Raw genomic sequence first — 24,833 nt, 5'->3', positions numbered from 1 at the left:
CTGACGCCAGACATTTCCATTTACTCTGCGCCGTCTTGCAACGCAAAAGCTAATAACACCGACTCCTAATGCCAGTAAAGACATAACAGTACTTCGATTATTTACCCTTCCGAGTAAGGAACTCATCCACCGCATTCCATTTCACCCCTCTTGCCGAATTTGTTCTAAATATGATGCCCGGTCTTTATTTTGCGGATGAACGAATCGCTTCATTCATGGAAATATTGAGATATAATATAGTTATTAGTGCATGCAATCAGATGGGAGTGGAGACCGGCATATAAAGGAATTTGTATTTTCTAAGTGTTAACAAGTTACAAGGACCGTTAGGTCATGGTAAACTGATAAAAGAAAAAAGTGGAGAGGGGTGCTGGACAATTGCGTAAATATTTGGATTTGCTTCAGGATATCTTGGACCACGGCGCCTCCAAAAGCGACCGGACAGGAACCGGCACATTATCTGTATTTGGACGCCAGCTCCGGTTCGATCTGGCCGAAGGGTTTCCGCTGGTAACCACCAAGCGTATCCATCTGAAATCGGTAATACATGAGCTCCTTTGGTTTTTGAAGGGGGATACCAATATCTCCTATTTGAAAGAGCATGGAGTTTCGATCTGGGATGAATGGGCCGACCCCAATGGCGAGCTTGGACCTGTCTACGGCTCTCAGTGGCGGGCGTGGGAGAGTGCGGATGGCCGCCACATTGACCAGATTGCCGCTGTGATTGATTCGATTAAGAACAACCCGGATTCCCGCCGCCATATCGTCAGCGCCTGGAATGTGGGTGAAATAGAGCAGATGAAGCTGCCGCCCTGCCATTTTGTATTTCAGTTCTACGTGGCTGATGGCAAGCTGTCCTGCATGCTGACCATGCGTTCCGTGGATACTTTTCTGGGATTGCCCTTCAACATAGCCAGCTATGCGCTGCTGACGCATATGGTAGCCCAGCAGACCGGGCTTGAGGTGGGAGAATTCATCTGGTCCGGGGGAGATGTGCATATATATACAAATCATCTCGAACAGGTGGCCACCCAGTTGGCGAGAGAGCCGTATCCGTTGCCGAAGCTGGTGATCCGCAGACAGCCGGAGAGTATTTTTGACTATACCTTCGAGGATTTCGAATTTGTCAGTTATGAACATCATCCGGGAATTAAAGCCCCGGTTGCGATATAACCCTTTGCGGTGGGAAAAGAGATTCTTGAGTAGAGGAGGAGCTGCATGAGCATTAGCCTGATTTGGGCCATGGCAGCCAACGGGGTAATTGGCAAGGACAATGATATGCCCTGGCATCTGCCACGTGACTTTGACTATTTCAAGTCGCAGACGCTGGGAAAGAGAATGCTGATGGGCCGCAAAACCTGGGATTCACTGGGCGGCAAGCCGTTAAAAGGCCGAACAAGCCTTGTCCTCACACGAGACCGCGGCTTTGCTCCCGGGGGGGCTGAAATTGTGCACTCCCTGGAAGAAGCAGTGGCCGAAGGCCGCCGGGATGATGAACTGATGGTTATAGGCGGTGCAGAGATTTACAAAATGATGCTGCCCTATGCCGACAAACTGCTGGTAACCCGGATTGCCAAGGACTTTGAAGGGGATACGAGGTTTCCGGAGGTCGACTGGAGCGAGTGGAGAGAAATCTCTAACAGCCCGGGAATCCGGGATGAAAAGAATCCGTATGATTACCGGTTCTATGTTTATGAACGTCCGGTTTGAAAAAAAGCGTTTTCTCTAACACAACATGTGAAATAGTACAAATAATCAGCAAATTAGTCCATTACAGTGCGAAAGTGTTGGATGCTACTATAATTATTAAAATTAGAAATGCTAAACGTTTAAGTAATATAGAATGTGCAGGTACTTCATTGCGCTGAAAAACATATGGATGCCGCAATATGCTACAATGTACTATACAATCAACACGAAGAGATCGGATGGGGGAATCGTAAATATGTCTACACCTACTGGATTTATGGAGTATAAACGCCAGCTCCCAGGTGATCGGGATCCTGAGCAGCGCGTAAAAGACTGGGAAGAGTTCCACCATCATTTAACCGAGGACGAGCTTCGGACACAGGGTGCACGGTGTATGGACTGCGGAACTCCTTACTGCCATACCGGCATTGATATGAGCGGCGGCACTTCGGGTTGTCCGGTTCACAATCTTATACCGGAGTGGAACAATCTGGTATACCGGGGATTGTGGAAGGAAGCGCTGGAGCGGCTGCACAAGACGAACAATTTCCCCGAATTCACCGGCAGCATCTGTCCTGCGCCTTGTGAAGGCTCCTGTACCGTCGGTCTGATCGGGCAGCCGGTGACGATCAAGACCATTGAGCTGGCAATTATCGATAAAGGATTCGAGGAAGGTTGGGTTGTGCCGAATCCGCCGGAGAAACGGACGGGCAAAACGGTTGCCATCGTCGGCTCCGGCCCTGCCGGTCTTGCTGCTGCTGCACAGCTGAACAAAGCCGGGCATACCGTAACGGTATTTGAACGCAGCGACCGCATTGGCGGATTGCTCACTTACGGTATTCCAACGATGAAGCTGGATAAACGTGTGGTTCAGCGCCGGGTGGATCTGCTGGCTGCTGAAGGTGTGAAGTTTGTTGTAAACACCGAAATCGGCAAGGATATTCCCGCGCAGCAGCTCGTCGATGAATATGACGCTGTGGTTCTATGCGGTGGAGCGACCAAGGCCCGCCGTTTCAATGTAGAAGGCAGTGAACTGAATGGCGTTATGTACGCAATGGATTATCTGAACGGAACGATCAAGAGCTACCTCAATTCCAGGCTGGAAGATGGAAATTATGTGTCTGCGGCAGGCAAGGACGTAATTGTGCTTGGCGGCGGCGATACCGGCTCTGACTGTGTAGCGACTGCGCTGCGTCACGGCTGCAGCAGCATCACCCAGTTCGGAACCCATGAAAAGGCTCCGCTGGAGCGTGATCCCATCGCGAATCCGTGGCCGCAATTCCCGAATGTATATACACTGGATTATGCGCAGAAGGAAGCCAAGGCTGTCTTCGGTGATGATCCCCGTGAGTTCTCTATCATGACTACCAAATTCGTTGGTGACGAAGAAGGAAATCTGAAGGAGCTTCACACCGTGCAAATCCAGCGTATGGTCGATGAGACCGGACGGAAGATCTATCAGCCGATTCCTGGAACTGAGGCTGTGTATCCGGCTCAGCTTGCGCTGATCGCCATTGGCTTCGACGGACCGGAGCAGGATATTATTGAAGAGCTGAAGCTTGACACGGACCGCCGCAGCAACGTGAAAGCCCGCTATGGAAAGTTCAATACCAATGTGGATAAAGTGTTTGCTGCCGGAGATATGCGCCGTGGGCAAAGCCTGGTGGTATGGGCAATCAATGAAGGGCGCGAAGCCGCCCGTGAAGTGGATAAATATTTGATGGGCTCGACTGTTCTGGTCTAAGCCCGGATGCTGCAAACTAAAAGCCGTCTCAACCGCTATACGCGGTTGAGACGGCTTTTTTAAATATAAGCATTTATATGCTTCACGCTATAAATGATCCTTCTATTTCTCGCTGAAACGGGTACCTGAAAGCGATACTCTGTATCGCTGCTTAGGAAGCATAGGCTCCTAATAAGGACGGTGTAGCCGTTCTACTTGGGTGTACATCTACTCTTCAAGCTTGAAACGCTCGATTTTGTGCTGCAGGTCAGCAGCCATTTTGGACAGCTCGGTTGAGGAGGCGGAGATTTCCTCCATCGAGGCCAGCTGCTGTTCCGTCGCTGCCGTAACGTTCTGGAAGGCATCGGAGGTCGAACGGGAGATGTTGGAGATCTCCTGTACAGAAGCTGCCACCTCTTGCGCTCCGGCCGACATTTGTTCGGTGATGGCTGAGATGTCATGGATCTGGCCGTTGATTTTTGCGGTCGACTGTTCAATGCTGATAAAAGCCTCTTTGGCTTCAGTCGTGGCCTGAATGCCAAGTTCCACATCGGCAGCCACGGTGACGTGAATGGCTTGATACGTGCGGTCAATGAGCTCGGTCATCTGCTCAATGGTGTCCTGGATATTTCCGGCCGTTGTCTTCGACTGATCCGCCAGCTTGCGGACCTCTGAAGCTACCACTGCGAAGCCCCGGCCGTGTTCACCGGCCCGGGCAGCTTCGATGCCAGCGTTCAATGAGAGCAGATTGGTCTGGACGGCAATATTGGAAATGGCGCTGCTCATCTCCGAAACCTGGCTGTTCAGTCCGTTCAACTGGCTGATCAGCTCAGAGGATTGATGGGTAGATTGGCGGATCGCATCCATTTGAAGACTCATCTGTGCGATTTTCCGGCTGCCTGTCGATACATCGGCGTCGGTGTCTGCGGACGAATCAACGATAGAGGCGGCAGCCTCGGCAATTTTTTGAATGCCGGAAGACATTTCTTCCATCGCCCGGGCAGTTTCTGCCATCGCAGCTGTCTGGGTCTCGGCTTCCATTGAGGAATTCTGCACCAGCTCGGCAACATAGCCTGTCGCCCTGGAGTTTTCTTCGGTTGTAGCGGTCAATTGCTGGCTTGAAGAGGCTAGTATGCCGGAGGTATCCGAGATATCAACAACGATATTGCGGAGTGAGCCAACCATGAGATTATAATTCTGGGCCAGCTGGCCGATCTCGTCGGTACGGTTAATCCGGATCTCTTCGTTCAGATAACCTTCGCTGACACGGCGGGCGGACCGGTTCAAGCTCAAAATAGGTTTTGTGATAGCCTTAATAATAAAGAACATCATGAGCAGGGCGATAACCAGAGCTGCACCCAACACGATCAGACCATTGTACAGAACCGGGAGGGAAGCATCCGAAAACTCCTTTGTGGAGAGCACTCCGACAATTTTGAACCCTGTAGTTTTGTCGGTAGTATAGTATCCGCGCATCTGCTGACCTGTAGTTGAACTGGTGTAGGCCAACGCTCCGCTATCCTTGTCCAGCAATTGAATTACGTCTTCAGGAACATCCTCTCCCGCTTTTTTAACCGGATGAGAGACGAACTTTTGGTTGCGGTCCACTACGAAAATATAACCGTTGGTGCCAATCTTGATGCTGTTAATCAGTTCGCTCATATGACCAAGCGCAAGGCTTGTGGTGAGAGCGCCTTGGCCGTCTTTAAGTGTCTCGGATATGTACAGATTATAATTGCCTGTTGTCGCTGAGACAAAAGGATCAATCAAGGTAACCTTTCCTGCGTTGTCCATGGCTGCCTTGTACCAGTCCCGTGTCCGGGGATCGTACTCCTGCTTACCGGGATCGGGTGCTTTCATCCAGGCACCGCTCTTGCTTCCTAGTGTAATAATCTCAAGTTCAGGGTGCTCTTTCATGAATAAATCAATCAGCGCCCGGGTTTCCGGCTTCTTGGCTTCAATGTCAGCGGTGGTAACCTGTTGGCTTAGCTGCCGGACATTCCGTTCGGCGGCGCTGATGGTTTCATTGATCGTTCCTTGCAGCATCTCTACGCTGGAATGTGTAGATTCCTGCATCTTCAGTTCCAATTGCTTCTTCGAACTGGAATAGGAGAAATAGCTCACGAGGAGGATGGGGATAACCAGCATCAGAGTGAAGATTAGCATCATTCGCTTCTGAAGTGATCTGGATGCGGCTTTTTGAAATAGTCGTTGAATAGTGTTCATAGTAGTGTCTCCCCTTTGGATACGGAGAAATGATCGCTCAATCTCTTCGCAGCCTTTCTTTGATAAACTCTATTGATATATTCGGTTGATTGACACAATAATTTCATATCTAATGCGCTAGATGAGAATTATTTAATTTGTGCATTGCTTTTTGTAAAAACTGTTGAAGCTTGACGCCGCCCCGAAAATCGTATAGATTAAAAACACGATTTATACCGAACAGCATTGACCGAGGATCTATGTTTCAAGGATCGTTAGTACAGAGAAGGGATTCACCGGCTGAAAGGTCCCTCACAGAACGAGAGAAGCATATCCTGCCTTGGAAGCTGCAGCATTACGTGCTGCCGGAATCGGCCGTTATCCGAATGGAGGACTGCCGGGTTTGGTGCGGCGGTTGAAACAGGGTGGTATCACGGCGCATTCGTCCCTGACGGATGTGTCTTTTTTTGTGTTCATTCCAGGCACTGTCTTTCACTTGAATTTACTTAAGAGAGGTTGATGAATATGCGCCAAAGTCATTTGTTAGCAACCACCCTGCGGGAAGCGCCTGCGGAGGCGGAGACTGTTAACCACCAGCTGCTGCTGCGTGCCGGTTATATCCGCCAGCTGGCAGCCGGAATTTATACTTATCTGCCCCTGGGGCGGAGGGTGCTGCGCAAGATTGAGGCTATCGTGCGGGAGGAAATGGATGCAGCCGGTGCGCAGGAACTGCTGATGCCTTCGATGCAGCCTGCAGAGCTGTGGAAGGAGTCAGAACGTTATGAGGTCTACGGCAAGGAGCTTATGAAGCTGAGCGACCGTCATGACCGTGAATTTGTGCTGGGGCCGACACATGAAGAGGTAATTACTTCGCTAATGGGGGAAGTCAGCTCGTACCGGAAATTGCCAATTACCGTCTACCAGATCGGGACCAAATTCCGCGATGAGCGCCGTCCCCGTTCCGGGTTGATGCGGGGCAGAGAGTTCCTGATGAAAGACGCTTACTCTTTTGATACCGGCTGGGAAGGGCTGGATGACACGTATAGCAGAATGTACAAGGCGTATCAGCGGATTTTTGAACGCTGCGGTCTTGTCTACCGGGCTGTGCACGCCGATGCCGGGGCGATAGGCGGGCAAGGGGAAACCCATGAGTTCATGGCTATATCGGGCATAGGCGAGGATACGATTGCGGTATGTCCGGCTTGCGATTATGCCGCTAACCTGGAGCAGGCTGAAGTCCATACAGAGGCGGAGGCGGTGCAGCGGAACGTCAGCAATCAGCCTGGTGCTGAGAAATTCCACACCCCTGGCCTCCGAACGATTGATCAACTGGAGCAGGAGCTGCAGATCGCACCGGATCAGGTGATGAAGACACTGATCTATCAGGGCGGCGGCAAAACCTTTGCCGTGCTCGTTCGCGGGGATCATGAGGTGAACGAGGTCAAGGTCCGGAACTATATCGGAGCCAGCGAGATTGCTCTGGCGGATTCGGAGACGGTACAGGCGGCGGCCTTTGTTGAGAGCGGTTATGTCGGGCCGGTAGGACTTCCTGTGACTTTGCTGGTTGACCGGGCGGTGGCTGCAATGACTTCCGGGATTACCGGAGCCGGAGAACGGGATTTCCACCTGAGGGATGTCGTGCCTGGCCGGGATTTCGCTCTGGAACACGTGGCGGATTTCCGCACAGCAGAGGAAGGGGAGACCTGTCCTGTATGCGGAAAAGGTGTCCTGCATTTTCAACAGGGGATTGAGATCGGGCATATTTTCAAGCTGGGGACGAAATACAGCGAGAAGCTTGGGGCTTCGGTTTTGGATGCCAACGGCCGGAGCAAACCGATGATAATGGGCTGCTACGGTATCGGAATTTCGCGGCTGCTGGCTGCAGTGGCTGAGCAGAACAACGATGGGCAGGGGCTTATCTGGCCTGCGGCATTGGCACCTTACCGGGTTCATATCCTGCTGATGTCCGTCCAAGACGAGGTGCAGACAGCGGCTGCGGAAGCTCTGTATGAACAGCTTGCCCAGCTTGGGATTGAAGTCTTGCTTGACGACAGGGATGAACGCGCAGGCGTGAAGTTCAAAGACTCGATCCTCATGGGGATACCCGTAACCATTGTTGTGGGCAAGGCTGCGGCCGAAGGAAAGGTGGAATTTATGGACCGGAGATCGAACAGCAAAGAGGTCATTGACATAGCAGAAGCGGTATCGCGGGTTACTGCCGGTCGGAACCGCTGAGGGGTTAAAGTTTCCGGGAATACGTTAAAAAGCGGCGGAGTTGATGGTATAATAGACTACTGGACGTATTTTGGAAGATTGAGGCTAAGGAGCGATACTTTTTGAAGACACTTATTATTGCGGAGAAACCGGATATGGGGCGGAATATCGCCGCCGCAATAGAACCGAAGGCCAAAAACTACCGTTCTTATCTGGAAGGCGAGCAGTATATTATTACCTGGGCCATCGGTCATCTGATCGGTCTGGCCGAACCGGAAGCATATGATTCAAAGTACAAAAAATGGAACATTAACGACCTGCCGATCATTCCCGAGGAGTTCAAGCTGGTGCCGAATGCGCGTACGCTGGATCAGCTGAAGGTGATCGGCGAGCTGGCGAAACGCAGCGATCTGCTGGTGAATTCCTGTGATGCCGGGCGTGAGGGGCAGCATATCTTTTCGCTGATTCAGCGGCATCTGAAGCTCAGCCAGCCTGTGAAGCGCCTGTGGATCTCCGACCTGACGCCGGAAACCATCCGCAAAGGGTTTCAGGAGCTGAAGGACGGCTCGGAATATGAGAATTTGACCAAGGCCGCCAAGGCGCGCAGTGAGGCGGATTGGCTGATTGGGATGAATGGCTCGCGTGCGTTCACAACCAAGCATAATGTGCTGCTCTCGGTAGGCCGGGTGCAGACCCCTGTGCTTGCGCTGATCTATGACCGGCAGAAGACGATTGAAGCCTTCTCATCGCTGAAATTTTTTGAAGTTGAAGGGCATTTTACCCAGAATGAAGTGGTGTACAAAGGGATGTGGCAGGGGGAGCGGATGACCGACGGAGCCAAGGCTGAAGCGCTCGCGGCCAAGGTCAAGGGCAAGCCGGCCAGGATCGCATCCTATGAGGTGAAGGAGACCAAGGAATATCCGAACAAGCTGTATGACTTGACGCTGCTGCAGCGGGAAGCAAACGGCAAATATGCTTTTTCGGCTAAAAAAACGCTTGATCTCGCCCAGGCCCTTTACGAGAAGCATAAGGTGATTTCTTATCCGCGTACCAACTCGAACTATGTCACCGAACAGAATATTCCGGAAATGCATAAAACGCTCTCTGCGCTTCAGGGGACAACCTATGACGAGTGGGTCAAAGGGGCGAACCGGAATCTGGTGCACAAAGGAAACAAATTCATCTGCAACCCCTCTAAGGTTGAGGATCACCATGCCATCCTGCCGACGAACCGCAAGGCTTCCGGACTGAGCGCCGATGAGGCCAAGCTCTATGATCTGATTGTCCGCCGGTTTCTCTCACAGTTCTATCCGGCTGCTGAGTATAAGGTGCATACAGTCATTACTGAGGTGGAAGGCGAAAATTTCAAGACAACGGTCAAGGAACTTCTGAGTCTGGGCTGGAAGGTCATCTACGCCGATCAGAAGAAGGATAAGAAGCCCGCCAAAGGCAAAGGCAAGGAGGAAGACGAAGAAGAGGAAATTGAGGTCAATGAGCCGTTCTCCATAGATCCGAATGCCGGTGTGCTCTGCAGCGATGCCGTGGTCAAAGAAAAGGACACCCAGCCGCCCAAGCATTATACCGAGGGTACCCTCTTGAAAGCCATGGAGAGTGCCGGCAAGCAGATTGAAGATGAAGAGCTGCGCGATGCCATGAAGGATTCAGGGCTGGGCACGCCGGCTACCCGGGCGGCAACCATTGAACGGCTGAAGAATGTCGGTTATGTGGAGATGCAGGGTAAAAAAATAGCCATTACCCAAAAGGGCCGCACGGCGATTGAATTGATCCGCGGTGCCGGCGTCGAGCTGCTGACCTCGCCGGAAATGACCGGGCAGTGGGAGCGGCGCCTGAATGAAATCGCCAGAGGAACAGCGGCAGACAGCCAGTTCATGGCGAATGTGAAACGCTTCGCTTCTATGATTGTGGATAAGGTCCGCGTGCAGTCGAGGGCGGACAGAACCTCCTTCGAAGGAGAGACGCCTTCGCTCCGCGGCGGAGCCAAGGGCCGGAGTACCGCTGGTTCCAGCAAGCCGGCCGGAAAAGCGGCGCCGGGGAAGCGCAGCGGGGAAGAGGGGAAGACGGCTGCCGTGAAGCCTGCCCGCAGCAGGCAGGCTACAGCCGGAAGTGCAGCGGATGCCGGACCCAAAATCATTGGGGTCTGCCCGCGTCCGGGCTGCGGCGGCATGATTTTTATGGGCCGCAAAGGTTATGGCTGCTCTCATTACAAGGAAGGCTGCAAATTCGTCATCTGGAAAGAAACGTATGGCCGGACGCTTACCGATGCCCAGGTGAAGGCGCTGATCGAAAAGGGGAAGACCGGCAAGCTGAAGCTCACTGCGGAGGATGGCTCACCGCTGGAGGGCAAGCTGGTGCTGAAGAGCAGCGACACCGGACAGCTCGGCATCGAGTAAAGGTATCTTCAGCTCTCCCCATCTTGTCCTGGGCAGGCTGCCGATGCCATGACAAAAGAGGATGTGCCCGGCCAGCAATATGAAGGCCGGGCACATCCTCTTCCCTTTTTGAATAATCTGACACACTCACTTGTCCTGATCAGGCTGCTACCGGGCTTTAGCCAGCCCGGCTTCAATCGCAGCGGTCAGCCCCTCATATGAGGAGTCAGGGAGCAATACGCCGTCAACCATGAACTTAGGCGTGCCGTTTACACCATAGGAGCCGGCGATTTTGAAGTCTTCCTTCACATCATACATATAGGTCTGGTTCTTAAGATCCTGCTCGAACTTGGCGTAATCAATACCGTCGATGTTCTTTTTTACGAAGCTCAGGATGAATTTCTGGGTGGCCCATATTTTGCTCTCATCCCCTTGGTTCTCGTACAGCTTATGCAAATACTCCCAGAACTTCTCATTGCTCTGTTTGTAGATGGCTTCACCGGCACTGGCGGCAAGATAGGAGTCACGGTCGAGAAAGGCGAAATTCATGAAGTACAACTGCACTTTACCGGTATCCACATAATCCTTGATGAAGGTATCCAGATAGGCTTCGGTCCATTTTTTGCAGGCGGGGCATTTGAAATCAGCGAATTCGATGACCTTCACCTTGGCATTTTCACTGCCCAGATGCGGCTGCTTCTCGTATTTCAGGCCGTCAACAACGATGGTTCCTTTGACATCCGTGTAGTTCGGGAGATCGTCGAGTTCGGCAGTTTCACTGGCTGTGCCTCTGGTTGTGACAAAGACAAGGACTCCAATGAGCAGAACGACAACGGCGCCGAGCAGCATCGGCAATAATCGCCTGTTGCCTCCTGAGGTGTGGGGATTTGCTTTCTTGTTCATTCGCGGACCTCCTGCGTGATATGAAAATCTACTCAATAAAGTATAATCACACCCGCAGCAGGCTGAATATGTCATTTGTAACAAGCCATGAAGAAGCGCATCACCCGTGATTTTTGTACAGGGCAGCAGAGCGGATGACCGGCGGCACCTCGCTGATGGAGGTGATCGTCTGGACGGACTGCTGCATCTCGCGCTGCAGCTCAATGAGGTTGTAGAGCCATTCATTTTGCTGCTTCAGGTAGATGCTGTTGATGCCCGCAGTCAAGGCTGGAAGCACATCCGTACGCAGGGAATTGCCGATCATCCATGTGTTTTTGCGGTCAAATTTATGCGTGTTCAGGATATTCTCCAGTGCCTCCACATTTTTGTGCTGGCGGATGTAGATCCGGTCATCAAAATAAACATCCAGCTTCATTTGTTCGATTTTGCGCTGCTGGATGGTATCGTCCCCGCCGGTGTAGAGGTACAGCGCATGTCCGTCCTGCTTCAGAGTGTCCAGTGTCTCCACCATGCCGGGGTAGGCCTCAACCTCCTGATCATAGACGCTCATTCCGAGCTTCATCAGCTGTTGTTCCTGAGAAGGATCGGCAGGTTGATTGTATTTGATGCAAAAGTAACGGTACGTCGCAATGAGGGATTTCGGAAAATTATCGCTGGCGAGTCCGCTTGTGCTTACGGTTTGCACATCAATTTCTACCTGTTTGCTGCGGAATTCGGCGGTTGTCCCGCCATACTCGCCAAACCATTCGGACATCAGCTCGAAATATTGCCCCAGAATGAGGTCAAAATATTTGTTGCAATGCACCAGGGTGTCATCAAGATCGAAAATCACTTGCTGTGTCAAATATTTCATAACGCTCACTCCTAATAAGTATCTATATCTGAATCATTATTATATACGAATATAGGACTCCAGGAACATCTGAAGTTCCGAAGCGCCGTCTGGCCTGATGCTGTAGCGCTCCGTGCCTTCACCCCGCAAATGCACCCGCAGCAGGCCGGCGACGCGCAGGATGAGCAGATGGTGCATCAGCATTTCCCTCGATTGGCTCAGCTCGGACTGCATCTCCCACATCGTCTTGGGCTCATGGGCGATAAAACGCAGCATACGCAGCCGGGTCGGGTCGGAGAGGGCCTTGGTTAAGCGGAGCAGCACGATAGGCGGTTCATCTTCACTGTCCTGCGGCACATCGACAGGATATTGCACCAGCATCAATTTTTTATAGAAGCAATAGGTATTGATTGGACGGTTGTGGACGGTGGGCAGCAGTACTATGGTCTCCAGCTCCGGAATATCCTCGATGACCATGCCGCCGGAGGCATATTCAATAAGGGCGACGATATCCATTTTGCTCTCCAGCATTTTTTTCTCCGAGGCGTCTTCGATCATCAGCGTCAGCATCCTTTGCTCCGTATGGCGGAAATACTGGTCGTACCACAGCCGCAGCAGCGGAGTGTAGCTGTATTTGATCCGGGCGCATTCTTCCAGGGTGAACGATTCGAAAAAGGTGCAGTCCGCTCAAAGCATTCCTCCAGCGGACAGGCCTCCAGCTCATCCAGGAATTGGGTGACTTTGGAAGCGGGGCCTCTGCTGTATGCCCAGGCGTAGAGCACATCATAGTCACTAAAAGGCCATTCAGCAGCCTGGCGCAGCGCAGAAATCTGCTGCGGGGCGATGCGGCTGTCGACATCGCGGATCCAATCGGGCCCGATGTCCAGATTGGAGATCCATTTTCGGGTTACATATAACATAAAACTGTCCAGCAGTTCGTATACGGGCGATACATCAATTTCTAATTTATAGTTCACGAGCTTGCACCCCAGGAAATCGGTCACTTCTATATATTATCTCTTGTTTTGAAGAAGGTTGTCCACTATAATGTTCGGTGTTTGCCAGGGCGGCGTAAGTTTTCGTAATCATAGAAATACATAGGAGGATTCATCCGTGCCAGACAGTACCGCTACAACTGTGACTCAGAGCAGTAAACTGAATTACTTCATTCTGATTACCGTTATTATTGCCGCGGGGCTCAGCCAGGGCTTGCTGCTTCCGGTATTATCCATTCTTCTGGAGCAAAAGGGGATCTCGTCCTCGCTCAACGGCATGAATGCCGCCGCGCTGTACGTAGGCTCCTTTGCGATGACGCTGGTGGCGGAACGGATTCTCAGCAGGATCGGTTTTAAAAAATTAATCGCAGCCGGAATTAGCCTTGTACTGGTGTCTCTCATTTTATTTCCGCTGCTTCCTGGGGTCAAAGCCTGGTTTCTGCTGCGCCTGCTTGTCGGCGCGGGGGATTCGGCCATCAATTATGCTGCCCAGCTCTGGGTGCTTCTTATGACGCCTGCCGCGCACCGTGGCCGCAATCTCTCCCTGTACGGAATGTCTTACGGGCTTGGCTTCAGTCTAGGGCCGCTTGGCATAAGCCTGCTCCGGTTCGGGCAGGCAGCGCCTTTTGCGGCCATTGCACTGCTGTTTCTTCTCGTGCTGCTCCTCGTTTTATTCAAGCTCCCGGGCTCCCGTCCGGACAAGGCAGAGCATGGGGAGGGCCAGGCCCGCCGGTTCGTCCGCAGCTACAGTCTGGCATGGTATGCGCTGATCCCGGCTCTTTTATACGGGTATATGGAAGCAAGCCTGAACAGCAACTTCCCGGTATACGGGCTGCGCATCGGCTTCAGCGCCAATGAGATCGCAGCGCTGCTGCCGTTCGCAGGGATTGGAGGACTGCTGCTGCAGATGCCGTTAGGCATATGGAGCGACCGCTACGGCCGAAAGAAAATTCTGATTGTCTCCGGGGTGGGCGGAGGTTTGGCGTTTGCGCTGCTGCCGCTGGCGGAAGACCGGTTCCTGTGGACCCTGGCCTTGCTCATGGCAGCCGGCGGGCTTGTAGGCTCTTTTTTCTCGCTCGGGCTCAGCTATGCTGCAGATATCCTGCCGCGTAACCTGCTGCCTGCCGCCAATGTAGTTTCTTCTTTTCACTATAGCATCGGCAGTATTATCGGACCGGGCCTCGGCGGCCTGCTCCTGCAATTCGGCTGGGGCGGCGGGGTTTTTCTGCTAATGGGAATTTTATATATTTTGTTCGGCCTGGCCGGGTTATTATTCTCGCCACGGCAGACGATTTGAGGTAAGATAAGAACGAGTGCTCGCATGGAATTTGATCCCGCTTTCAGAGTACACTATAGAGTAGAGTAGAGATGAAGACAGGGAGAGGCTGAACAATGATCACAGTTGAACATTTGGCCAAAGCAGTCGGGGAAGACAAAATTCCGGTGCTGCAGGATATTGGCTTTCAATTAGAAGAAGGTGAACTGGTAGTGCTGCTCGGAGCGAGCGGAAGCGGCAAGTCGACGCTGCTGCGCTGCCTGGCGCTTAAGGAGAAATGGGACCGGGGCAACTTCAGGGTAGATGGAATGGATATTATGAAAAGCGCCTTTGCCGGCAAACGCAAGATCAGCCGCGAATGGGCATACCTGGAACAGAATGCGGAGCTGAATCCGAACCGGACGGCGCTTAAGAACGTGCTGATTGGCCAGTCATCGCAGACTCCGCTGTGGCGGATGGTGACCGGCATGGTGCGGTCGGATGATTACATGGGCGCCATGGACCAGCTGGATTTGCTCGGTCTGCTCGACAAGGCTAAGCTGAAGACCAGCCAGCTCAGCGGGGAGAACGCCAGCGTGTGGCCATTGCCCGCGCATTAGTGCATGGCGCCAAGGTTATACTGGCAGATGAGCCGGTCACCGGCCTTGATCCCAAAACAGCGGAGAATGTGCTGGAGACCCTGCGCAAACTGTGCAAGGAAACCGGGCTTACGGTGATTACCGTGATCCCGGTCGAGCTGGCGGAGCGTTATGCGACCCGGATCTGGGTGCTCGAAGACGGAAGAATCAAACATGATGTGAAGGGCCGCAGACTGACCTCGCAGGAGCGCGCCAGGCTGTAATGAACCGAACTGAAGGCAACCGGGAAAGAGTGATGAAGTTGAATAGACAAGTTCTGAAGCGCCTGGCGGCGGTGTCATTGTCACTGTCTGTGCTGTCGGGCTGCACCTTCATCAGCGATCCTGTTTCGAAGATGAGGGCGCCGCAGCTGTCCGCCGATAAGGCGTCATTGAAGACAGCGATCAATACGCTGAAGCCTGCCGGCTCCACGCTGATTCGTCCGGCCAATAATGATGACAGCGCCATTTTTACAGAGGATCTGGACAAGGACGGCACCATGGAGACACTTGTTTTCTATCTGACGAAGAATGAAACGGTGCAGATTCACGGCATGATCCTGGAGAAGCACGATAAAGCCTGGGTGAAGAAGCTGGTGTTTGACGGCAACGGAACCGGGCTGGACTCTGTGAATATTCAGGATGTTACCGGTGACGGCAAGCTGGATATCATTGCAGGCTACTCGCGCGGTGAAGAAAAAGGCATGGTGGTGTACAGCTATTCAGGCGGGGTTCTGGAGGAAATGCTGACGCAGCCGTACACCAAATATTTACTGGACGATTTGAACGAAGATGGAATTCAAGATATTACCGTTGTAAATTTCAAACGCAATGAATTTGCCACGATTGCAACCTATCAGTACAGCGACGGGTTCAAGGTTCTGGATGAACTTGATGATCTGGATCCGTATTTTAATAATTATTACAATATTGTCTCAGGAAAAGTAGCCGAACATAAAGAAGGTATCATATTGGATGCCGCGATTGATTCCCATTCGGCCTATTCAACCATGGTGGTGATGGAGAACAACAAGCTGCGTGTGGTTGTTCCGGGGGACGCCAGAACCTTCAAAGAGCGTAAGATTGTCAGTGAAGACATCGACGGGGACGGCATTTTGGAGATCGGTCTGCTTGAGCCTCCCAAGGGCTGGGAATACTTCGATCCGCAGACCATTCCGTATTTTAATTCATATTATAAATGGGATGGCAAGAACGGACTTACCTTCTCCGCTCAGCTGTACCAGGACCCGTCGGACCGGTTCACCCTTAACATTTTACCGAAATGGTATGAGAAGGTGACGGTTGACACCAAGTCTGTCCAGGATAAATATTTAAGATTCATCATGCTGGACACCGGAGAGACGGTTGCTGAGGTTTCTTTCTTTACTCCTGCGGAATGGGACCGGGAGAAAAACGAAGGCTGGGAGATGCTCGGAAGCGATTTGGACAAAATTATCGGCTACCGGGGAGAACTGGAGCAGAATACAAGCGGGGGAGACAGCAATAAAATTACCTCGCCTATTGAAAGGAAGGGAATCGATGAGTAAAGTACTAATCCTGGAGGATGAAGAATCCATCCGGAGTTTTATTGTGATTAACCTCAAGCGCAACGGGTTTGAGGTGCTGGAGGCCGCAGATGGGAATGAGGCGCTCCACAAGCTGACAACGGTGCCCGATATTGACATCGCACTGCTGGATGTAATGGTGCCGGGGATCGACGGATTTGAGGTATGCAGACGAATCAGAGAGACCAATGAGCGGCTGGGGATTATTTTTCTGACCGCAAAGGTCCAGGAGCAGGACAAAGTCTATGCACTTTCAGTAGGAGCGGATGACCATGTAAGCAAACCGTTCAGCCCTACAGAGCTGATTGCCCGCATCCAATCCCTGCTCCGCCGGGTCAATGTGCACCGCGAGCAGTCAGCCAAGGTTTCTTTTCAATCCGGGCCGTTTACGCTCGACCTGATTTCCAAGCAGTTCAAACGCAGCGGAGAGGCGATTGAGCTGACCCCGACTGAATTTTCACTGGTGCAATATTTCCTGGAGATGGAGAATACCCCGCTCAGCCGTGATTCATTGCTTGATCATGTCTGGGGCAAGGAATATATGGGCGATCCCAAAATAGTGGATGTTAACATCCGCCGGCTGCGGCAAAAAATCGAAAATAATCCGTCGGAGCCGGAATATCTTCAGACCGTGTGGGGCCACGGCTATAAGTGGAAAGGCCAAGGACAATGATCAAGAAGGGGATGCGCAGACAGATTGTATTGCACTATATTTTTGTCGTCTTTGTGGCGCTTCTCCTCGTTGAGGTTATATTCCTGCTGGCGATCCGGACGTATTATTACGACAGTGTCTACAGTAAAATCACAACGCATATCGGGACGGCAGAGGATTTCCTGAAATATGAGATTTCTGGAGAGCGCTCACCCAATCAACTGCAAAAGCTGCTCGATTTCTTCGAAATGGACTATACGGAACTGCAGGTGCTGACGCAGGATGGGAATATGCTGATCAGTTCCACCGGATTTCAGCCCGACCGCACCATTACGACCAGTGATGTTCCAGAAGCGGTGGGGGAAGTGTCGGCCGCTGGGTAGGCCGCCAGCCGGGGACGAACGAAAGCGTAATGGCCGTCTCCAAGCTGGTGCATATCAACGGGCGCGAGACATACGTTATCCGTTACGTTACCTCGATGGAAAGAATCGACAGTGATCTGCTGAACCTGACGCTGGTATCCATTGGGATTGGCTCAGCGGTTATGGCGATTGTCGTTTTGTTCAGCTTCGGTCTGGCGAATTCTATTGTCAAACCGCTGAAGAATATCACCGCTGTCTCCGCGCAGATGGCGAAGGGCAAATTCACTACCCGCATCAAAGGCGATTATCGCTACGAAATCGGTGATCTGGCTTCGACGCTGAATTATATGGCAGATGAGATTATCCGCAGCAACCAGATCAAGGATGATTTCATTTCCTCCATCTCGCATGAGCTGCGGACCCCGCTTACCAGCATCAAGGGCTGGAGCGAAACGCTCGTTTCCGGGGGATATGATCCGGAGGAAACCAAGCTGGGCATGGGGATCATCTCCAAGGAAAGTGACCGGCTGATCGGGCTGGTGGAGGAAATACTCGATTTCTCCAAACTGCAGCAGAATGAAATGAAGCTGTCCATGGGACGTGTGGATATCAAAGTGCTGCTGCAGGAGACCATTCTGAATATCTGGGCCAAAGCAGAGAAAAAACGGATTCATTTGCTGTTGGAATGTGACGAGACGTTCTTTATCAAGGGCGATGCCAACCGGTTGAAGCAAGTGTTCCTTAATCTGGTGGACAACGCTGTGAAATTTTCTCCCGAGGATTCAAGCATCGTCCTGTCTGCACACCGGCTGGCAGGCAGTGAATTGGCGGTCGTTGTGCGGGACAGCGGGATAGGCATCAGTGAGGCCCATCTCGGCAGAGTACGCGACCGCTTCTTTCAGGTGGATGCCCTGAATGGGGGAACAGGTTTGGGGCTTGCGATCTCGCAGCAAATTGTCGAGCTTCACGGGGGCAAGCTGGAAATGGACAGTGAGCTTGGCAAGGGGACGCAGGTGACCGTAATCTTGCCGATGACGGAAGAGCTTCCGCCGGAGGCTCCGCAGGCAGAGAATCTGCTCTAGCTCTGGTCAGGAATAAAGTGAGGGTAGGGGATGAAAGGATGGGAGAGGAAGAACAAAGACCGGAGCATTTCCCTGCTCTACAACACGGTTATAGGATCCATAAGGGCAGTTTTGAATGGGCAGAGGATGTGCTGAAGCTGCTGCGTGAAGCAGCAGGCTGGATGGAGAGCAAAGGAATCCGGCAGTGGACACCCGGTCAATTCGTCGAACAGGATATTCAAGGCTATTTCACGGATCGGGAGGTGTACCTGGCCCTTGACGGAAATGCTCTTGCCGGGATGTTCACGCTACAGTTCAGTGATGCTCAGTATTGGGGTGAACAGAATGACGAGTCATATGTCTATCTGCACAGACTTACCGTAGCCCAAACACACCGCGGCGGCGGACTGGGGCGGCAGATGATTGGCTTTGCCGTTCTCAAAGCGCGGGAGCTTGGCCGTAAAGGATTGAGGCTGGATACGGCAGCTCATAATGTGAAGCTTAACCGCTATTATCAAAGTATGGGTTTTCGATATATGGGGACACGCGATGTGGGTGAAGGGCGGTTGGTGAATCTCTATGAGTATGGTTCTGCCAGTGGTCATTCTATGCGTCTCCGCTATATGGATGCTTTGGATTTCGGGCATTTGCAGCGCTGGAGCCTATCGGCGGACTTTCTCAAACAGTGGGCCGGCCCTTCCTTCACCTATCCGCTGGACCATAAGCAGCTTACAAATTATTTGGAAGGTGCCAATCATCCGGCGGAATCTGACAAGCTGATCTATTGTGCGGTTGAAGGGGAAGAACATCAGGTTGTGGGGCATATCAGCCTGTCAGCGATTGACAGAGCGAACGGCTCGGCCAGAATCAGCCGCGTGATTGTTGACCCTGCACAGCAAGGGCGGGGGATTGGCCAGCGAATGATACAGGAGCTGCTGCGGATCGCATTCGATGGACTGCGGCTGCACCGGCTGTCTCTGGGTGCCTTCAGCTTTAACCAGGCTGCATTGAAGTGCTATGAGCGGGCAGGATTTATCCGCGAAGGCATTCAACGTGAAGCGGCGTTGTTCGGGGAGAACTATATCGATTGTATACAACTGAGTATATTGGACAGAGAATGGCGGGCCAGAAAGGCCTAGAGAAAAAGGGATGCGCACTGTCAATAACAGCGACGCATCCCTTTATTGAAAGATAATTTATATGTTTTGGGAGAAGCGAAAAAATTCCAACTAGCACTTGCCTACCGGCTTCTCCGCAGGTGCTAGTTGGAAAAAGGGAACTTATTTTTCCGAAAATTAAGAAATCCTGAGATTGAAGTGGAAAAAGTAAACTTAATTGAGCCACTTTTCTTGAATAATGGGGAAAAGAGCTGAATTAGTGTACCTTTTTCCACTTCATCTGCCCAAGGATAGATGGCGTAAAATAAGTTGTGTACCAAGATTTGGGGCCTAGTAGGCAACAAAAAAGTAGGGTATTCTCGGGATTACGACACCACCAAGAAAGGAACCCTACTCAATGACTATTGTACCCGAAAATATGCTGAATAATCTATTTGAAAATCTTGTTACTCAATTTGTGAAAGAGAACTTAGAGTCCATCATGCGAGCAGAAATCCAAGAATTCATGGCTACGGAAGAGTCCGGTCCAAGCAACAGTCGCAATGGATATTACCCGCGCAATCTGCACACGAAATACGGAAATGTGGAGAATCTTAAGGTTCCTCGTGACCGTCAGGCTCTGTTCCAGACGCAACTGTTTGAGCCCTACCAACGGCGGGACGGTTCGTTAGAAGAGGCCGTCATTCAGATGTACAAAAGCGGAATGGGGACACGGGATGTGGCCCGGTTCATTGAAAGTATGTTCGGCAGTCACTATTCTCCCACGACGGTCAGCAACATTACGGCAACCGTCCTCGAAGACATTCACCAGTGGCAGAAGCGCCCTCTGCAAAAGCGTTATTCCGTCATCTATCTGGACGGATTATACGTCAAACTCAAACGTGGCACCGTCGGCGGAGAAGTGGTTTATTTCGCGATGGGCATTGACGAAGAAGGCCACCGACAAATCCTCGGGTTTTATGTGGGGGGCCAAGAAAGCGCCAATGGCTGGCGGGAGGTCCTGAAGGATCTTTACGACCGCGGAGCGCAGGAAGTCTTGCTCGGCGTGTTTGACGGACTCCCCGGCCTGGATGGAGCGTTCCGCGAAACGTATCCGAAGGCAGACGTACAGCACTGTGTGGTTCACAAGATTCGGTCGACCTTTCCCAAAATACGGGTGCAGCACAAAACCGAAGTCATTGAAGATCTAAAGACGATCTACACCTCAGCCGATGAGGATGTGGCCCGGGCTGCATTCGATACCGTGAAGGCCAAATGGGGCAAGCTCTACCCGAAAGAGATGCAGTCATGGGAAGAGCAATTAGCGACCTTACTGACGTTCTACAAGTATCCAGCGCTCATTAAGGAAGCCATCTACACGTCCAATCCCATTGAACGAATGAATAAGGAAATTCGGAAGCGCCTCAAACCCATGAACAGCCTCACCAATATGGATGCGGCAGAGAAGATTGTTTATCTGGATGTTGTGGAGTATAACGAGCGCTTTGCCGAACGAGTGATTCGCGGTTTTGGGGATCTAGAGGTAAAGAAGAAACTGAATGAGATGTTTGAGGCACGATATCCTGCCCAGGAATTGCAGGAAAAGTAGCCCATTTCTCTTGTTCTTGGGGGTGGGGGAACCCCCACCCCCAAGAACACCCCTACCACCTAAAACGAATACTCGAGAAGATACTCTACGCTTCTTACACAAACTTCTTGACGCTACCCAAGGATAATGTACACCGGCAAATTAGTGTACCTTTTTCCACTTAAAGAGTTGCCGTAGGGTTCACCGGAGGTCGTTCTCCAGGTAATGCTAAAACCAAGACGGCTGCGCTGTCCCGTGGTGGGCAGCACAGCCGTTTTGTTCCTTACAAGCTTCCTTTAAGAAGGAAGCCCCTCCGCACGCAGGCGTCCGGTTTTCTCATAGACCTCCTGCAACAGACGGGAAGGCTGGGTCTTAATGACCGGTTTGGCGGCAACGATCTCATGCGGGCCAACAACTACAATGTTGTCCGGACTGCCCTTGATCACGGCTCCATCCTTAATGACAGCCCCCTCGCCAATAATGGCATTCTCAATCAGCACACCCCGTCCGATTCTTACCCCGGGCATAATGACACTCTGTTTCACCAGACTCAGCTTGCCGACTTCAACCCCGCCGAAGACGACCGAACGGTTCAGGCTGCCCTCCAGCAGGCAGGAATCATTCACAAGGCTGTCGGCAGAAGGCAGTTGTATGCGCGGTTTATGCACAACCGGCTTTGTCCGGCGGGCCCGGCTGTACATCGGCCAGCGGGAGTTGTCGAGCTTGAAGCCGTTGCCTTCGTGCAGCAGATCCATATGCGCTTCCCACAGACTGCCAACCGTACCTACATCCCGCCAATACCCGTTGAAACGGTAGGCGAACAAATCTTCGTTGCCATCCAGCATCGTTGGAATGACATCTTTGCCAAAGTCATGGCTGGAGGCTGAATCGGCTGCATCCTGCAGCAGATGCTCTTTGAGGTATTTCCATTCGAATAAGTAAATCCCCATAGAAGCAAGGTTGCTCTTCGGAACCTTGGGTTTTTCGGCAAATTCTGAGATTTTAAGCTCATCATTCACGTTCATTACCCCGAAACGGCTGGCCTCATCCCAAGGCACTTCCATCACGGAGATGGTGGCTTTTGCATTTTTGCTGAGATGATAATCGAGCATTTTCCGGTAATTCATATGGTAAATATGATCCGCCGACAGAATAAGTACATGTTCTGGGTGGTGGCTGTCAATAAATTCAATGTTTTTATAAATGGCATCGGCTGTTCCTGTGTAGCTGTCTTTGCCTTCAACGCCGGAGGGAAGCAGCTTTACCCCTTTGCCCGACTGAGTATGGAGCCCCCATGGCTCACCTTCGCCAATATGGTTATGCAAAGAATTGGCTTCATACTGAGTCAGAACCCCTACAGTATCAATATTGGAATTTACACAATTGCTGAGGGGAAAGTCAATGATTCTATACTGCCCTCCGAAAGGGACTGCAGGCTTAGCCATGGTGGAAGTCAAGGGGGCGAGTCTGCGGCCTTCCCCGCCTGCCAGCAGCATGGCGATACATTCTTTTTTACTCATTTGTTATCCCTCCCATTTTTTTGTCAATGCTTGTAATATACACGCTGCGCAAGCACTTGAAACGCATAGGTGAAATATATTGCCCCGCTTCTGTAAAAATTACATTAATTATTTTCTTTGTTTTTCAGAACCCGGAAATCTGCCCGAAATCATTTTCAAAACCTCCACATTCGGGTAATGTTAAAGGTGCATCCTATATAATAAGGTGGTGATGATTTGGCCAATACATCAACAACAGCTAACCTCCCGTCATCTGATGATATTTATCTGTTCCATGAGGGCACGAATTATCGCAGCTATACGATGCTGGGCGCGCACATTGCCGCTGAAGAAGGAATACCTGGCGTTCGCTTTACCGTGTGGGCTCCTCATGCGACATATGTAGGACTGGCTGGTAATCATAACGGCTGGGATGGGACCGAAGACGTGGACTCGTTATATAAGATACCCGATTCAGGATTTTGGAGTCGTTTTTTTCCGGGAATGAAAGCGGGAACTTTTTACAAATACAGGATTGTGGGCCCAGACGGCTCAAACTTTCTCAAAGCGGACCCTTATGCCTTCCAGGCAGAGGTGCGTCCGGCAACGGCATCCATTGTTGCTGATCTGGACGGCTATGTGTGGGGGATGCGGCCTGGCGTCGGCGGAGCAGGGCTCCTTATAACGCACCTTTGAACATTTATGAAATGCATTTTGGGACCTGGCGCCAAAAGGAAGATGGCGGATTATACACTTATCGGGAGATGAGTGAACTGCTGATTCCCTACCTGGTGGAAATGAGCTATACCCATGTTGAGTTCATGCCGCTGGCCGAGCATCCCTACGATTTATCCTGGGGATATCAAGGTACGGGTTATTTTGCCGCAACCAGCCGCTATGGGGACCCGAAGGATTTGATGTTTCTGATCGACAAGCTGCATCAGGCAGGGATCGGTGTGCTGCTGGACTGGGTACCGGCTCATTTTGCCAAAGATGCCCATGGCCTGAGAATGTTCGACGGAACGGCGCTGTATGAATATGCCGACCCCATGCTGGCAGAGAAGCCGGGCTGGGGAACATTGTCTTTTGATTTCAGCAAACCGGAAATTTCCTCATTTCTGATCTCAAATGCGCTGTTTTGGTTCGAGATGTTCCATATTGACGGGATGCGTGTAGATGCGGTCACCAGTATGCTCAGACTGGATTTTGAGAAAAAAGGGCATGAATACCGCAGAAATGCCAACGGGGGGCTGGAAAATCTGGAGGCCATCCGGTTTATCCAGCGTCTCAATAAGACTATTTTTCATTATTATCCCAAAGCGTTGATGATGGCAGAGGAATCCAGCGCCTGGCCGGGGGTTACAGCTCCGGTGCATGAGGGGGGACTGGGGTTCAACTACAAATGGAACATGGGCTGGATGAATGACACATTAGGCTACATAGAACATGATTTTGGGGCAAGACCCTATCATCACAATTTGCTGACCTTTCCCATCTGTTACGCCTATTCGGAAAACTACACACTCCCGCTGTCCCATGACGAGGTGGTGCATGGCAAGAAGTCGCTGCTGGACAAAATGCCCGGCACCTATGAGCAGAAATTCGCCGGACTTCGCCTGCTTCTGGGCTACCATATCAGCCATCCCGGCAAAAAGCTGCTGTTCATGGGGGAGAGTTTGGCCAGTTTATCGAATGGAAGGATCAGGAACAGCTGGATTGGCTGCTGCTCGATTATGAGAGCCACCGCCGGATGCTGGCGTTCACGGCAGCGCTGAACAAGCTCTACGTGAATGAAAAAGCGCTCTGGGAGCTTGACCATGAGATGGAAGGGTACCAATGGATCGATGCCGACGACAGCGGCCAGAGCATCGTTTCCTACATCCGCAGGGGCAAAAGGCCTGTCGATACCCTGCTGATTATCATCAACTTCCAGCCGGTGGGGCGTCACATGTACCGGGTCGGAGTCCCGCGGCCGGGGACGTATGAAGAGCTGTTCAGTTCCGAAAATACGGAATTCGGCGGCTCCGGTGTGCATAATGCCCCGATGAAGAGCAGCAAAAAAGAATGGCACAACCAGGTGAACAGCATTGAACTGACCATTCCTCCGCTTAGCTTCCTGGTGCTGAAAAAAGCAGGCCGCAAGGCGGTAAAATAGGAATCGCAGTC

At 51.8% G+C, this 24,833-nt stretch carries 14 protein-coding genes and 4 pseudogenes; 13 read left to right on the top strand and 5 right to left on the bottom strand.

Annotated elements, in window-relative coordinates; genetic code table 11:
- The first annotated feature begins 378 nt into the window (after positions 1 to 378).
- The 3 genes from thyA (at position 379) to JI735_RS26095 (ending at position 3,433) form a co-directional block, all read left to right on the top strand.
- A complete protein-coding gene (gene thyA, locus JI735_RS26105; protein WP_202676584.1) occupies positions 379 to 1,173 on the top strand; it encodes a thymidylate synthase in 795 nt (264 codons plus the stop codon).
- Between the two features lie 45 nt (positions 1,174 to 1,218).
- Positions 1,219 to 1,710, top strand: coding sequence for a dihydrofolate reductase (locus tag JI735_RS26100; RefSeq protein ID WP_039836748.1), 492 nt, complete (start codon positions 1,219 to 1,221; stop codon positions 1,708 to 1,710).
- A 235-nt stretch (positions 1,711 to 1,945) separates the two neighbouring features.
- Complete coding sequence (locus tag JI735_RS26095) at positions 1,946 to 3,433, top strand: glutamate synthase subunit beta (protein WP_202676583.1); 1,488 nt, start codon at positions 1,946 to 1,948, stop codon at positions 3,431 to 3,433.
- Positions 3,434 to 3,640: 207 nt separating this feature from the next.
- Here JI735_RS26095 and JI735_RS26090 read toward each other — a convergent pair whose 3' ends face one another.
- The gene (locus tag JI735_RS26090; protein WP_051051975.1) at positions 3,641 to 5,638 is read right to left on the bottom strand and encodes a methyl-accepting chemotaxis protein; all 1,998 of its coding nucleotides are present in this window, start codon (positions 5,636 to 5,638) and stop codon (positions 3,641 to 3,643) included.
- 504 nt (positions 5,639 to 6,142) lie between these two features.
- Between JI735_RS26090 and JI735_RS26085 the strand changes: the two genes are divergently transcribed.
- Together JI735_RS26085 and JI735_RS26080 are read left to right on the top strand one after the other, a co-directional pair.
- Positions 6,143 to 7,852 (top strand): proline--tRNA ligase, encoded by a 1,710-nt coding sequence (locus JI735_RS26085; protein WP_202676582.1) that lies wholly within the window; start codon positions 6,143 to 6,145, stop codon positions 7,850 to 7,852.
- A 101-nt stretch (positions 7,853 to 7,953) separates the two neighbouring features.
- Positions 7,954 to 10,242: a type IA DNA topoisomerase gene (locus tag JI735_RS26080; protein ID WP_202676581.1), complete on the top strand. Its 2,289-nt coding sequence runs from the start codon at positions 7,954 to 7,956 to the stop codon at positions 10,240 to 10,242.
- 147 nt (positions 10,243 to 10,389) lie between these two features.
- On the opposite strand, the gene JI735_RS26075 is transcribed toward JI735_RS26080, so the two are convergent.
- The 3 genes and pseudogenes from JI735_RS26075 to JI735_RS26065 all read right to left on the bottom strand — a co-directional run bounded on the left by JI735_RS26075 (position 10,390) and on the right by JI735_RS26065 (position 12,933).
- Positions 10,390 to 11,124 carry a DsbA family protein gene (locus JI735_RS26075; protein WP_039836730.1) on the bottom strand — a complete coding sequence of 245 codons (735 nt, stop codon included), beginning with the start codon at positions 11,122 to 11,124 and terminating at the stop codon, positions 10,390 to 10,392.
- Positions 11,125 to 11,224: 100 nt separating this feature from the next.
- The gene (locus tag JI735_RS26070; RefSeq protein WP_039836729.1) at positions 11,225 to 11,977 is read right to left on the bottom strand and encodes an HAD family hydrolase; all 753 of its coding nucleotides are present in this window, start codon (positions 11,975 to 11,977) and stop codon (positions 11,225 to 11,227) included.
- Positions 11,978 to 12,016: 39 nt separating this feature from the next.
- A pseudogene (locus tag JI735_RS26065) lies at positions 12,017 to 12,933 on the bottom strand (ArsR/SmtB family transcription factor).
- A 136-nt stretch (positions 12,934 to 13,069) separates the two neighbouring features.
- On the opposite strand from JI735_RS26065, the gene JI735_RS26060 reads away from it, so the two are divergent.
- The 7 genes and pseudogenes from JI735_RS26060 (at position 13,070) to JI735_RS26030 (ending at position 21,189) form a co-directional block, all read left to right on the top strand.
- Entirely contained in the window at positions 13,070 to 14,248 is a 1,179-nt protein-coding gene (locus JI735_RS26060; protein ID WP_233183461.1) for an MFS transporter, read from the top strand.
- A gap of 95 nt (positions 14,249 to 14,343) precedes the next feature.
- Positions 14,344 to 15,068, top strand: a pseudogene (locus JI735_RS26055) (phosphonate ABC transporter ATP-binding protein).
- Positions 15,068 to 16,390, top strand: a complete 1,323-nt coding sequence (locus tag JI735_RS26050) for a hypothetical protein (protein WP_051051974.1) — start codon at positions 15,068 to 15,070, stop codon at positions 16,388 to 16,390. Before JI735_RS26055 ends, JI735_RS26050 begins: the two are co-directional and overlap by 1 nt.
- Positions 16,383 to 17,081 (top strand): response regulator transcription factor, encoded by a 699-nt coding sequence (locus JI735_RS26045; protein ID WP_020431216.1) that lies wholly within the window; start codon positions 16,383 to 16,385, stop codon positions 17,079 to 17,081. Before JI735_RS26050 ends, JI735_RS26045 begins: the two co-directional genes overlap by 8 nt.
- Positions 17,078 to 18,504: pseudogene (locus tag JI735_RS26040) on the top strand (sensor histidine kinase). The gene JI735_RS26045 and the pseudogene JI735_RS26040 overlap by 4 nt, the downstream one beginning before the upstream one ends.
- A gap of 38 nt (positions 18,505 to 18,542) precedes the next feature.
- Positions 18,543 to 19,622: a GNAT family N-acetyltransferase gene (locus JI735_RS26035; protein WP_051051973.1), complete on the top strand. Its 1,080-nt coding sequence runs from the start codon at positions 18,543 to 18,545 to the stop codon at positions 19,620 to 19,622.
- Between the two features lie 376 nt (positions 19,623 to 19,998).
- Positions 19,999 to 21,189: an IS256 family transposase gene (locus tag JI735_RS26030; protein WP_202676580.1), complete on the top strand. Its 1,191-nt coding sequence runs from the start codon at positions 19,999 to 20,001 to the stop codon at positions 21,187 to 21,189.
- A gap of 275 nt (positions 21,190 to 21,464) precedes the next feature.
- Here JI735_RS26030 and JI735_RS26025 read toward each other — a convergent pair whose 3' ends face one another.
- Positions 21,465 to 22,688 carry a glucose-1-phosphate adenylyltransferase gene (locus tag JI735_RS26025; RefSeq protein WP_039835465.1) on the bottom strand — a complete coding sequence of 408 codons (1,224 nt, stop codon included), beginning with the start codon at positions 22,686 to 22,688 and terminating at the stop codon, positions 21,465 to 21,467.
- 303 nt (positions 22,689 to 22,991) lie between these two features.
- On the opposite strand from JI735_RS26025, the pseudogene glgB reads away from it, so the two are divergent.
- Positions 22,992 to 24,822 (top strand): annotated as a pseudogene (gene glgB / locus JI735_RS26020) (1,4-alpha-glucan branching protein GlgB).
- Positions 24,823 to 24,833: the final 11 nt, after the last annotated feature.

The organism is Paenibacillus sonchi (genome assembly GCF_016772475.1).
GTDB lineage: Bacteria > Bacillota > Bacilli > Paenibacillales > Paenibacillaceae > Paenibacillus_AQ > Paenibacillus_AQ sonchi.
The sequence above is the reverse complement of the archived record's forward strand: the minus strand, read 5'-3'. Positions and strand labels throughout refer to the sequence as shown.